At 49.6% G+C, this 12887-nt stretch carries 7 protein-coding genes and 5 tRNA genes; 4 read left to right on the forward strand and 8 right to left on the reverse strand.

Annotated elements, in window-relative coordinates; all coding sequences use genetic code 11:
* Positions 1 to 70: 70 nt before the first annotated feature.
* The 7 genes from AC6R03_RS17505 to AC6R03_RS17535 form a co-directional block, all read right to left on the reverse strand.
* Positions 71 to 1621: an ABC transporter substrate-binding protein gene (locus AC6R03_RS17505; protein ID WP_487903370.1), complete on the reverse strand. Its 1551-nt coding sequence runs from the start codon at positions 1619 to 1621 to the stop codon at positions 71 to 73.
* A gap of 91 nt (positions 1622 to 1712) precedes the next feature.
* Positions 1713 to 3428, reverse strand: coding sequence for a dipeptide ABC transporter ATP-binding protein (locus AC6R03_RS17510; RefSeq protein WP_487903371.1), 1716 nt, complete (start codon positions 3426 to 3428; stop codon positions 1713 to 1715).
* 881 nt (positions 3429 to 4309) lie between these two features.
* A tRNA-Pro gene (locus AC6R03_RS17515) sits at positions 4310 to 4386 on the reverse strand.
* A gap of 3 nt (positions 4387 to 4389) precedes the next feature.
* Positions 4390 to 4465 (reverse strand) — tRNA-His (locus AC6R03_RS17520).
* 94 nt (positions 4466 to 4559) lie between these two features.
* A tRNA-Pro gene (locus AC6R03_RS17525) sits at positions 4560 to 4636 on the reverse strand.
* Positions 4637 to 4640: 4 nt separating this feature from the next.
* Positions 4641 to 4716: transfer RNA gene (locus AC6R03_RS17530), tRNA-His, on the reverse strand.
* Positions 4717 to 4753: 37 nt separating this feature from the next.
* A tRNA-Arg gene (locus tag AC6R03_RS17535) sits at positions 4754 to 4830 on the reverse strand.
* 313 nt (positions 4831 to 5143) lie between these two features.
* Between AC6R03_RS17535 and AC6R03_RS17540 the strand changes: the two genes are divergently transcribed.
* A complete protein-coding gene (locus AC6R03_RS17540) occupies positions 5144 to 5557 on the forward strand; it encodes a c-type cytochrome (protein ID WP_487902695.1) in 414 nt (137 codons plus the stop codon).
* A 113-nt stretch (positions 5558 to 5670) separates the two neighbouring features.
* Here AC6R03_RS17540 and rep read toward each other — a convergent pair whose 3' ends face one another.
* Positions 5671 to 7686 (reverse strand): DNA helicase Rep, encoded by a 2016-nt coding sequence (gene rep / locus AC6R03_RS17545; RefSeq protein ID WP_500630177.1) that lies wholly within the window; start codon positions 7684 to 7686, stop codon positions 5671 to 5673.
* Positions 7687 to 7906: 220 nt separating this feature from the next.
* Between rep and AC6R03_RS17550 the strand changes: the two genes are divergently transcribed.
* From AC6R03_RS17550 to AC6R03_RS17560, 3 genes are read left to right on the forward strand one after another with little or no spacing between them, the layout of a single operon-like run.
* The gene (locus AC6R03_RS17550; protein WP_334555480.1) at positions 7907 to 8488 is read left to right on the forward strand and encodes a TetR/AcrR family transcriptional regulator; all 582 of its coding nucleotides are present in this window, start codon (positions 7907 to 7909) and stop codon (positions 8486 to 8488) included.
* An 18-nt stretch (positions 8489 to 8506) separates the two neighbouring features.
* Positions 8507 to 9613 carry an efflux RND transporter periplasmic adaptor subunit gene (locus AC6R03_RS17555; protein ID WP_500625331.1) on the forward strand — a complete coding sequence of 369 codons (1107 nt, stop codon included), beginning with the start codon at positions 8507 to 8509 and terminating at the stop codon, positions 9611 to 9613.
* A gap of 12 nt (positions 9614 to 9625) precedes the next feature.
* Positions 9626 to 12736, forward strand: coding sequence for a multidrug efflux RND transporter permease subunit (locus AC6R03_RS17560; RefSeq protein ID WP_500630176.1), 3111 nt, complete (start codon positions 9626 to 9628; stop codon positions 12734 to 12736).
* The last annotated feature ends 151 nt before the right edge of the window (positions 12737 to 12887 follow it).

A 12887-nucleotide genomic window follows, 5' to 3' on the forward strand; every position in this document is an offset into this window, starting at 1 on the left:
CGCTTTGCCCGACTGAAACAAAGCAAAGCGCCAAATTCGCTCTCCCATTACTGAGAGCGAGAGACTCTCATTACTTGACCACTAGGTCGCCAAGGTATGGGAAGTTCATAGCGTTGACGATAGGTGCGATGTCCACGTTAGATTTCGCGCCCCACGCCAGGTTTTGCCAGTGTAGAGGAACAAACGCCGCATCGTTGTACAGGATGGTTTCCACTTGTTGTAGCATTTGCGCACGTTTCGCTGGATCCGTTTCTACGTTTGACGCTTCAACCAATTGATCAAGCTCTGGGTTTGAGTAGTGACCACAGTTGTACTGACCTTTACCTGTTTCTTCATTACGCGTCATGGTTAGGAACTCAGAGAAGTTTGCAGAATCTTCGGTATCTGAGTGCCAGCCGATCATCAGCATGTCTGCCGCACACTTATCAAACTCTGGCCAGTATTGCGCTTTTGGCATGGTTTTCAGGTCAACTTTAATGCCGATCTTAGACAGCATTGCCGCCGCCGCTTGAGCGATTTTCGCATCGTTCACGTAGCGGTTGTTTGGCGCCATCATTGTCAACGTAAAGCCGTCCTCGTAACCCGCTTCTTTCATCAGCTCTTTGGCTTTCTTCAGATCGAAGCGTGGCACAAGATCCGCGCTGTAACCTGCATAACCTTCAGGTCCTTGCTGACCCGCAACACTTGCGAAGCCTTTCATGATTTTATCCACAATGCCTTCGTTGTTGATCGCATGAACGATCGCCTGACGAACGCGGACATCTTTCAACGCTTCGTTGCTATTTTGGTTCATTTGGAACGTGATAATACGAGTACCAGGCAGTGTCACAAGATCGATATCTTTGGCGCCTTGTACACGCTTGTGGTCGTTTGGTGCAACCGGCGCAATCATATCAACGTCACCAGAAAGTAGCGCAGCCACACGTGTTGCGTCTTCTTTGATTGGCACTAGCGTTAGCTTGTCAACGTTACCTGTTGTGGTATCCCAGTAATCCGCAAAGCGTTGAAATTCGACTTTCACACCTTGCTCACGAGACGTCACAATAAACGGACCCGTACCAGATACGTTGGTCGAAGCAAACGAGTTACCGTGCTTCACAACTTCCGCTTTGTCTTTGCCATCTTCTGTTTGACCAGAGTAGAACTTGCTGTCCATTGGGAAGATGTAAGTCGCGGTTTGTAGAACCAGTGGGTAAGCGCCTTTAGACACCAACTCCACTGTGTAGTCATCCACTTTCACCATCTTCTCGTACGGTTCGAAGATCGCTTTAAAGTCTGGAGAGTTTTTCAGACGCTCGAACGTCCAAACCACATCATCCGCCGTTAGCTCGTTACCAGAGTGGAATTTCACGCCTTTGCGTAGCTCAAAACGGAATGTCGTGTCATCGACACGTTCCCATTTCTCAGCCAAACGAGGTTCAAAATCCAATTTTTGTGTGTAACGAACTAGCGGATCAAACACCATGTGAGACATTTGCAGAGTACCGCCTGATAGCTGCTCGTGTGGGTCAAGCGACACCGGGTCAGCGTCATAAGCGACAGTAATATCTGCTGCAGCGGCGGCAAAACTTAAGCCTGCTGCCATCAAAGCCACTGCTAGTTTGCTTTTCATGGTTTTCATGCATAACTCCTTATGCGGGATTCATCCCTAGTTGTTGTATTTGCTTCTGTTTAGCTACCCAACAAAACCGCGTTGGGCAAGGTATACGGCTTTAGGCCGTTTTTACTTCTTCTCTTAAGCCGGTGAACTCTGGCATCAGAGAAATCAGTTGTTGACTGTACTCATGCTGTGGTGAGTTAAACAGCTGCTCAGTGGGCGCCACTTCAAGTAGTGTCCCCATTTGCATCACCCCAACACGGTCACACATCTGACGAATGACAGGTAAGTCATGGCTGATAAACAGCATAGTCAGATTGAGCTCATCTTGGAGATCTTTTAATAAGTTGAGGATTTGCGCTTGCACCGACACATCCAACGCCGACGTCGGCTCATCACAAATCAGCAAACGTGGACGAGTCGCCAGCGCGCGCGCAATCGAAATACGCTGACGCTGACCACCTGAGAATTCGTGCGGGTATTTCACCCCAGCCATTCGGCCCAAACCAACATGATCCAACAGATCGTTAACGATCTGGCGTGTTTCGGATTCATTCTTGGTCAGCTTATGGAAACGAATCGGCTCGGCGATGATGTCGAACACCTTCATTCGAGGGTTCATCGAGGTATAAGGGTTTTGGAATACCATCTGCATTTGACGGCGCAGCGGACGACGCTCTTTCTCTGACGTCATCGCAGTAAGGTCAATGCCCTCAAAGCACACTTTGCCCGAGTTCGGCTGATAAAGACCGGCAATCACTCGCGCAATGGTCGATTTTCCTGAACCAGACTCACCCACTAGGCCAAACGTCTCACCTTCAAACACTTCAAAACTGACATTGTTCGATGCTTGAACGTACTCTCGGCGGCTTTCAAATAAAGAGTCTTTGGTGACAAAGCGCAGGTTGACGTTTTCGACCGTCAACAAAGAGCCAGAATAAGCACGCTGATCTTGGCTTTGACCCAACCAGTGATTTTTGACATCCAGTGGCTTCATCTCTTTCGCTTCCTCGATGTAACTCACCAGAGGGAAACGATCGAGTTTGATATCCGAACGAGGCACGGCAGAAATCAGGCTGCGCGTGTAAGCATGATCGGGGTCGCCCAGCACTTTGTTCGTCGGGCCAAACTCCACCAAATCGCCACGGTACATCACCGCCACACGATCGGTGACATTCGATACCACGCCCATGTCGTGCGTCACCAACATACAGCCAACGTTGTTCTTGATACACAATTCTCGAATCAAGTTCAGGATTTGGTCTTGAATCGACACATCCAAGGCCGTCGTTGGCTCATCAGCGATAATTAAATCAGGCTCACCGGCAAGCGCAATCGCGATAACCACGCGCTGGCGCATACCACCAGAGAACTGGTGCGGGTATTGTTTGAGACGGTTTTCTGGCTGAGGAATGCCCACCTGCTTCATCAATGACAATGCACGTTGATACGCTTCGTCGTCCGACACCTTCATATTGGCATGGATGGTCTCGGTGAGTTGCTGCTCAACGGTAAATAGTGGGTTAAGAGAGGTCATTGGGTCTTGGAAGATAAAACCGATTTTTGACCCGCGCACTTTGCGCATTTTTTCTGGTGTCAGTCCGGAGATCTTCTCTCCATCAAGATAGACGTCACCACTTGCGACCTGACCCGGAGGGCTCAGTAAGTCGATCACCGCATTACCTACGGTGGATTTGCCGGCACCCGATTCGCCAACGACGCCAACAATCTCGCCTCTCTCTATATTAAAAGAAAGCGATTTGACCGCTGCGTGTACGCCGTGACGTGACGGATATTCGATACGAAGATTTTTGACTTCTAAAAGTGCCATTAACCAGACCTCTACTGCTGCGGCAGCCTTCTGCCCTGTCTGAAAAGTGAATCCATTCAAAAAACCGGATCAGTATTCCGGCAATTTACAAGGTCATCAATTTGGCAAAAAATTCACAGAAAATCAACAATCTTAGGATAAAAAGTTGAGAACGCACAAATATCAAGCAGCTTAACAAAATATCTATGCACCTTAGCGATACGATGCATTGATCGGACCTGCTGCATTTTGGCCGTCATTTGCACAGTTTTAGCGCACTTTCACTGCGAAACTTTCAGGGTCAACGAGAAGCCGAAAGGCATAGTTATTCACCCATTATTCAGACCGATCAATTAACAAAAATAACACACATAACCAGTGAGATTATTTTTATCGAGATCAAAAACTAGGTACCAATCACGTTAGTGGTGTAATAAATTGAATAATCACTCTAATACCATAGAAATGGTGGTGGGGAATAAGGAACGTAGCAGAGCAGTTGTTGAGTAAGTATCTGGGTTGTGGGTTGTGGGTTGTGGGTTGTGGGTTGTGGGAGGATTGGACAAAACATATAGATGGGATGCAAGAGATAACCGATATGTGCACAAATCGGTGATTGCAAAATGTAAAAAAGCCCCGCTAATACTAGCGAAGCTTTCTAAAGTAGTCGATGAAGAGGGATTCGATGCGACTGGGCTTCCAGACCCCGACCCGATATGTGCACAAATCGGTGATCGCTAAATGTAAAAAAGCCCCGCTATAATACTAGCGGGGCTTCTTAAGGTGGTCGGTGAAGAGGGATTCGATGCGACTGGGCTTCCAGACCCCGACTCGATATGTGCACAAATCGGTGATCGCTAAATGTAAAAAAGCCCCGCTAATACTAGCGAGGCTTTTAAAGGTGGTCGGTGAAGAGGGATTCGAACCCCCGACCCTCTGGTCCCAAACCAGATGCGCTACCAAACTGCGCTATTCACCGAAATGGGGTGGCTAACGAGACTTGAACTCGCGACAACCGGAATCACAATCCGGGGCTCTACCAACTGAGCTATAGCCACCATCAATTTTTGCTTCAACCGGCTTCTTGCCGTTGTCGTTCTTACGCGGTGATAAGAACAAACGATCACGCGATTGCCTAATCGTATAAATAAGTGGTCGGTGAAGAGGGATTCGAACCCCCGACCCTCTGGTCCCAAACCAGATGCGCTACCAAGCTGCGCTATTCACCGAGAATGGGGTGGCTAACGAGACTTGAACTCGCGACAACCGGAATCACAATCCGGGGCTCTACCAACTGAGCTATAGCCACCACAATATTTTTTTACCGATACATCCTCCGAGGCAAATGGCGCGCCCGAAAGGATTCGAACCTTCGACCTTTGGCTCCGGAGGCCAACGCTCTATCCAGCTGAGCTACGGGCGCATGCCCTATCGGCGGAGTGGAATAATACGTATATCACACTAGGGCGTCTAGTACTTTTTCAAGTTTTTTTCTCGTTTGACGCCTTTTTGGGCAATTAAAGTGTGATAAACCCCTATTTCCCATTAGATAACCTTGTGGAAGCGGTTATCTTGTTGTTTATTGCAACAAGTTATCAGGATATAATCACCCATTATTTACATTGATTTAACAGCATTATCTGCATTTTACACGCCCTTTGATGCTGCTTAGCTCAATGCCACATTAATAGAATAGGTAAGCACGCACTTACCTTCAGGAATGTAAAGTGAGTTTAATGGATATGTCTCGAAAATTATTAACGGCTCTTATCGCCGCTGTCACCTTTTCCAGCGCATCGATCGCAGCAAGCGTAAGCCAAGAAGAATACGATGCCATTGCTGAGCGCATTAAACCTGTTGGTGATGTTTATCTAGCCGGTGCCGAGCCTGTCGTGGCAGAGCCGAGTGGCCCTCGTGATGGTGCCACTGTGTATGGCACCTTCTGTATTGCCTGTCACGCATCAGGCGTGAGCGGCGCACCGAAAACAGGCAACGCAGATGATTGGGCGCCACGTATCGCTCAAGGTAAAGATGTTCTCGCGAATCATGCCATCAACGGCTTCAATGCGATGCCTGCACGTGGTTCATGTATGGATTGTTCAGATGATGAAATCATCGCGGCGATCGAGCATATGATTGAAGGTCTATAACCCGCCCTCTTATTTTCAAACCTCATTTTTGTAGCGCAATCTCTACAAGCAGAAATGAAAAAGCGGCTGACTTTAGGGTGAGCCGCTTTTTTGTTTATCTTTTTATCGATGAGTTATTTTTTAAACATCGCTCTTAAGTTGGCAATGTGGGCTTGGCCTTTCGCCATTCGCTCTTCTGCGCTTTGCGGCTTTTTGTTGACCTCCCACTCGACATCATCAAACGGCAGTTCATCCAAAAAACGGCTCTGGGTCGGTTTGATCAGCTCGCCAAACTGACGTCTTTCTTTACACATGGTGAAGGTGAGCTCTCGCTGCGCGCGCGTAATACCCACATACATTAAACGGCGCTCCTCTTCGACATTGTCTTCATCGATGCTGGTTTGGTGCGGCAAGATGCCCTCTTCGGCGCCAATCAAATAGACGTAAGGAAACTCCAAACCTTTTGATGCGTGTAACGTCATCAGTTGCACCGCATCACTGTCGTCATCTTCTTCGCCACGCTCCATCATGTCACGCAGCGTCAAACGCTGAACCACCTCTTTGAGATTCTTCTCTTCTTTGTCGTAGTTGTCGCCTTCAAGATCCGCCACAATCCAAGAGTAGAGATCGGAGACGTTCTTCATTCTCATCTCTGCGGCCTTCGGGCTCGAGGAGGTTTCGTACAGCCAATCTTCGTAGTTGATGTCACGCACCAGTGAGCGCACAGCACTGACGGTGTCGCCCCGCTCTGCTTGATCGGCAATCTTCACCAACCAGGTGGTGAAGCGACGTAAGTTTTCTAACCCTCTGCCCGTTAGGTGCTGCTCCAGCCCCATTTCAAAACTGGCCTCAAATAGACTCTTGCCACGCATATTGGCATAACTGCCCAGTTTCTCGAGCGTCACCGGACCAATCTCACGTCGCGGCGTATTGACGATACGCAGAAAAGCGTTGTCGTCATCTGGGTTCACCAAAATTTTTAAATACGCCATGATGTCTTTAATTTCTGCGCGAGCAAAAAAGGAGGTGCCTCCTGAGAGTTTGTAGGGCACTCGGTTTTGCATCAGCGACTTTTCAATCAAGCGCGATTGATGGTTACCGCGATACAAAATCGCATAGTCACGATAGTCCGTGCGGTTGAGAAACTTATGGGCGATCAACTCCCCAGTCACACGCTGCGCTTCATTGTCTTCATCTTTCGCCATCAACACCTTGAGTTTTTCGCCATCAGGAATTTGCGAAAACAAGGTCTTTTCATACACGTGTGGGTTGTTGGCGATTAAGATGTTCGCCGCGCGCAAGATGCGGCTGGTCGAGCGATAGTTTTGCTCCAGCTTAATCAGGCGCAGGTTCGGGTAATCTTCACCAAGCAAGACCAAGTTTTGCGGTTTCGCCCCTCGCCAAGAGTAGATGGATTGGTCGTCATCACCCACCACAGTCAGGCGGCCACGTTCGCCGACGATCAGTTTGACCAACTCATATTGACTGGTGTTGGTGTCTTGGTACTCATCCACCAGCAGATAACGAATCCGATTTTGCCAACGCTGGCGCACCTCTTCATTAGTGCGCAGAAGAAGCACGGGCAGCGAAATTAAATCATCAAAATCGAGCGCGTTGTACGCCTTCATCTGCTTTTGGTACATCTCAAAACAGAACGCAAACAGCTGTTGCTGCTCACCTTGTGCCAGTGCCTTGGCCTGATCGGGCGTCAGCATGTCGTTCTTCCAGTTAGAGATCGCGCTGAGCAACTGGCGCAGCAAATCTTTATCCCCATCAAGCTGCTTTTCTGTGAGCTCTTTTAGCAGCGCCATTTGGTCTTGATCATCAAACAGCGAAAAGCCGGCCTTGAGCCCTAGCGCTTTGTACTCACGTTTGATGATGTTGAGACCTAGGGTGTGAAAGGTCGACACCATCAAACCTTTGGACTCATGCTTACCCAACGTCTGACCGACGCGCTCTTTCATCTCGCGGGCCGCTTTATTGGTGAAGGTCACCGCTGCAATATTGCGCGCCTTGTACTGACATTGCTGAACCAAATACGCGATTTTATTGGTGATCACACGCGTTTTACCTGACCCGGCACCCGCGAGTACTAGGCAAGGTCCGGAGACATATTTAACGGCTTCGTCTTGTCTTGGGTTCAGCTTCATTGTCGGCTCAATCTACATTGCTCAAAGAGAGTGGAATGGCGCTTATGATAATCGCCACCTCATCATATTGCCATGTTTTCGAGGTCACCGATAAGCTCACCTTCAGCCAACCAATAGGTTGAGTAAAAAATATTTATCAAATAAGTGTCATACTTTGTTGCAAAGATGGCTGGGATTCGATCTATAATGAATGAACGTTCATTCATTAACTGAAGTCATCATGCCGGAATCGTTAAATCCAGATAAACGAGAACAAATTCTCGCTGCCGCAGAAATCCTTGTGGCTGAGTCGGGATTTCAAGGCTTGTCGATGCAAAAACTGGCCAAACAGGCTGGGGTTGCCGCCGGCACCATCTACCGATATTTCGAAGACAAGGAACACTTACTTCGAGAGCTTCGTCTGTCGGTAGCGCAGCGGGTGGCGAACGCCATTCAAGCGGGTGTGGACGATGACATGCCACTGAAACGTCGCTACCGCACGATGTGGCTTAATATATGGAATATGGCTGGTTCCAATCTGAAAACCATCAGCAACCGTATTCAATATGAATCCTTACCTTGTGACAGCGGCCAGTCGACTCGTGAGTTGGAGCGCCAGATGTTCGACAAAGTCGACCTTCTTTTTGATCAAGGGAAAGCAGAAGGACTGTTTAAACCTCTCGCCAACGAGGTACTCGCCGGACTCAGTCTTGAAGCCAGTGTTGCACTTGCACGCAAACACGCTTTAGGACTTTACCCACTGGATCAAGAGGCACTTGAAGCCGCGATTGAAGCCAGCTGGGACGCCATTATCACACATTAACTTGGAGTTCTTATCGGAATGAAAAAGTGGACTTTCTTTATGTTACTTATCGCCGTGCTGCTGTTTGGCAGTGTGATAGGTTTCAATCTCTTTAAGCAGCAGAAGATTGCTGAATACATGGCGAATCGCCCAGAACCAGAGTTTCCGGTGACAGTCACCGAAGTCGCCTCTATCGATTGGGTTCCTGTGATTGAAGCGATCGGTTTTATCGAACCAAACCAAGGTGTCACGGTTGCCAACGAAACCAGCGGTGTGATTGACCAAATTGCATTTGAGTCAGGTACTCAAGTGGAAGAAGGCCAACCTTTAGTTCTGCTCGACTCCGATGTAGAAAAAGCCAACTTAAAAAGCGCCAAAGCGAAACTGCCTGCGGCCGAAGCCAAGTATAAGCGCTACCAAGGCTTGTACCAAAAAGGCTCAATTTCAAAAGAAGCGTACGACGAAGCCGAAGCCAATTACTTCTCCCTGTTGGCGGATATCGAAAGTTTGAATGCCTCGATTGACCGTCGTGAAATCAAAGCGCCATTTGCTGGCGTGGTCGGGATTCGTAACGTTTACCTTGGTCAATACCTGCAAGCGGGTACGGACATTGTGCGTTTAGAAGACACCAGCGTGATGCGCCTTCGTTTCACCGTGCCGCAAACGGACATCTCTCGCATCAATATGGGCCAAGAGGTCGACATTTTTGTGGATGCCTACCCTGCGATTGCGTTCAAAGGCTCAATTACCGCCATTGAACCCGCCGTCAATATCCAAAGTGGTTTGATTCAAGTCCAGGCTGATATTCCAAACAGTGATGGCAAACTGCGCAGCGGTATGTTCGCGCGGGCCAACATCATCCTGCCTAAGCTGGAAAACCAAGTGGCGCTGCCACAAACCGCCATCACGTTTACCCTCTACGGTGACAATGTTTACCTTGTCTCTGAGGAAAACGGTGAGAAGCGCGTTAAGCAGCAAGTGATTAAAGTGGGTGAACGCACCCAAGACATCGCACACATCCTCGATGGGGTGCAACCGGGCGATGTAGTCGTGACATCAGGTCAAGTGCGTCTCAGCAACGGTGCCAAAGTCCGCGTCGTAGAAAGCGATGCGACCACACCACCTGAACAAACCCCTATGCTGTAATGTGGAGGATTCATGCGCTTTACTGATGTTTTCATAAAACGTCCAGTTTTAGCGGTATCGATCAGCTTTTTGATTGCCCTGCTTGGTCTGCAAGCGGTGTTCAAAATGCAAGTTCGTGAATACCCTGAAATGACGAATACGGTGGTGACGGTCACCACCAGCTACTACGGTGCCAGTGCCGATTTGATCCAAGGCTTTATTACTCAGCCTCTGGAACAAGCGGTCGCTCAGGCCGATAACATCGACTATATGACCTCACAATCGGTGCTGGGTCAGTCGACGATTACGGTCAACATGAAGCTCAATACCGATCCTAACGCGGCGCTATCGGACGTGTTGGCGAAAACCAACTCGGTTCGCTCGCAACTCCCCGGCGAGGCGGAAGATCCCACGGTGACCATGTCGACGGGCTCCACCACTGCGGTGCTGTATATTGGCTTTACCAGTGATGAGCTCTCATCGAGCCAAATTACCGACTACCTAGAGCGAGTGGTCAACCCGCAGCTCTTTACCGTCAATGGCGTATCGAAAATCGACTTGTACGGTGGGATGAAATACGCCCTACGCGTCTGGTTGGATCCAGCGAAAATGGCCGCGCTTGGCCTGACCGCTACCGATGTGATGAGCGTGCTCAATGCCAACAACTATCAATCTGCCACCGGTCAAGCGATTGGTGAATTCGTGCTGTACAACGGCAGTGCCGATACGCAGGTGTCGAATGTCGCGGAACTAGAGAATCTTGTTGTTAGCTCGGATGAAGGGGATGTGACCCGTTTAAGTGACATCGCGAAAGTGACGCTTGAAAAGAGTCATGACACCTATCGCGCCAGTGCCAACGGGCAAGAAGCCGTGGTAGCCGCGATCAACGCCGCGCCAAGTGCTAACCCGATCAACATTGCCGCCGACGTGCTAGATCTGTTGCCTCAACTTGAGCGTAACTTGCCAAGCACCATCAAGATGAACGTGATGTACGACTCCACCATCGCGATCAATGAGTCCATCAGCGAAGTCATCAAGACTATCGTTGAAGCGGCGCTGATTGTATTGGTCGTTATCACCCTTTTCTTAGGCTCTTTCCGCGCGGTTCTTATCCCGATTGTCACCATCCCGCTGTCACTGATTGGTGTTGCGATGGTGATGCAGGCGATGGGCTTCTCGTGGAACTTGATGACGCTACTCGCGATGGTATTGGCCATCGGTTTGGTGGTGGATGATGCGATTGTCGTACTGGAAAACGTTGACCGCCATATCAAGCTTGGCGAATCGCCGTTTCGCGCGGCCATCATTGGTACCCGCGAAATTGCTGTACCTGTCATTGCAATGACGCTGACCCTCGGCGCGGTATACGCTCCGATCGCCTTGATGGGTGGCATCACGGGTTCGCTGTTTAAAGAGTTTGCCCTTACCCTTGCCGGTTCGGTCTTTGTCTCGGGTATCGTCGCGCTAACCTTGTCGCCAATGATGTGTTCAAAAATGTTTAAGGCTAATGAAGAGCCCAACAAGTTTGAGCAAAAAGTGCATCACGTATTGGATCGTATGACCAACCGCTACTCACGTATGCTCGGTGCGGTCATGCAGCGTCGTCCTGTCGTGATTGCCTTTGCACTGATTGTGTTTGCTAGCTTGCCGATGCTGTTTAAGTTCATCCCAAGTGAGTTGGCTCCGTCGGAAGACAAGGGCGTGATCATGCTGCTAGGCACGGCGTCATCGAATGCCAACCTCGACTACATGCAAAACACCATGAACGACGTCAACACCATCTTATCGGATCAACCGGAAGTGGCGTACGCGCAGGTGTTTACTGGTGTCCCTAACTCCAACCAAGCGTTTGGTATTGCATCAATGGTGCCTTGGAGTGAGCGCGAAGCAAGCCAAGCGGAAGTCACCAACCGAGTGAGTGGACTGGTGTCAAATGTTCCGGGTATGGCGGTCACGGCATTCCAGATGCCTGAGTTGCCAGGTGCGGGTTCAGGTCTGCCGATTCAGTTCGTAATCACCACACCTAATGCATTTGAAAGCTTGTTTACCATCGCGTCTGACATCTTGCTCACGGTGCAATCGAACCCGATGTTCGTCTACTCGAACCTGGATCTAAACTACGATTCAGCGACGATGAAAATCAACATCGACAAAGACAAAGCCGGTGCCTACGGTGTGACCATGCAAGACATCGGTATCACATTGAGCACCATGATGGCCGATGGTTACGTCAACCGTATCGACCTCAATGGCCGCTCGTACGAAGTGATCCCTCAGGTCGAGCGTAAATGGCGTCTCAACCCAGAATCGATGAACAACTACTATGTACGCGCCGCGGATGGCAAAGCCGTACCTCTAGGTAGCCTCATCACCATTGATGTGATTGCTGAGCCTCGCTCGCTGCCACACTTCAACCAGCTTAACTCGGCCACCATCGGCGCCGTTCCGGCTCCGGGTACCGCGATGGGCGATGCAATTGCTTGGTTTGAAGAGACCGCAGTGAATAAATTGCCAAGCGGTTACAACCATGACTACATGGGTGAAGCTCGTCAGTACGTGACAGAAGGCAGCGCGCTATACGCCACCTTTGGTTTGGCGTTGGCGATCATCTTCTTGGTATTGGCGATTCAGTTTGAGTCCGTAAAAGATCCGCTGGTTATCATGGTCTCGGTTCCGCTCGCCATTTGTGGCGCCTTAATCGCCCTTGCCTGGGGCGCGGCATCGATGAACATCTACTCACAAGTCGGTTTGATCACCTTGGTTGGTCTTATCACCAAGCACGGTATCTTGATTTGTGAGGTTGCCAAAGAAGAGCAGCTGCACAATAAACTGAGCAAAACTGAAGCGGTGATGGAAGCGGCGAAAGTGCGTCTGCGTCCGATCTTGATGACAACGGCGGCGATGATTGCTGGTTTGATTCCACTGATGTACGCCACTGGCGCTGGCGCGGCGCAGCGCTTTAGTATCGGTATCGTGATTGTCTCTGGTTTGGCGATTGGTACGCTGTTTACTCTGTTCGTACTGCCAGTGATCTACAGCTACCTGGCTGAGCAGCACAAGCCTCTACCGGTGTTTGTTGAAGATGACGAACTCGAGGCGTTAGCGCGTGAAGATGAGCAGCGCGCCGCGCAGCAGTCGTCATAAAACGCACACGCCCTCATTCAATATCAAAAGGTCACTTCGGTGGCCTTTTTTATTGTGATTCGACGTTTATCGTTATTCGACTTTTATTGCTGTTCGACCAACTATTGCTATTCCACCCACGCGCGCACGCTTTTTACGCAACACTTGACGA

The sequence above is a fragment of the Vibrio sp. R10-SG-ISO4 genome (assembly GCF_059834135.1).

Coding starts and splice junctions, on each gene's coding strand:
- AC6R03_RS17560 (WP_500630176.1), top strand. CDS start 9,626: ATGCGCTTTACTGATGTTTTCATAAAACGTCCAGTTTTAGCGGTATCG.
- AC6R03_RS17550 (WP_334555480.1), top strand. CDS start 7,907: ATGCCGGAATCGTTAAATCCAGATAAACGAGAACAAATTCTCGCTGCC.
- AC6R03_RS17540 (WP_487902695.1), top strand. CDS start 5,144: ATGGATATGTCTCGAAAATTATTAACGGCTCTTATCGCCGCTGTCACC.
- AC6R03_RS17510 (WP_487903371.1), bottom strand. CDS start 3,428: ATGGCACTTTTAGAAGTCAAAAATCTTCGTATCGAATATCCGTCACGT.
- AC6R03_RS17555 (WP_500625331.1), top strand. CDS start 8,507: ATGAAAAAGTGGACTTTCTTTATGTTACTTATCGCCGTGCTGCTGTTT.
- AC6R03_RS17505 (WP_487903370.1), bottom strand. CDS start 1,621: ATGAAAACCATGAAAAGCAAACTAGCAGTGGCTTTGATGGCAGCAGGC.
- rep (WP_500630177.1), bottom strand. CDS start 7,686: ATGAAGCTGAACCCAAGACAAGACGAAGCCGTTAAATATGTCTCCGGA.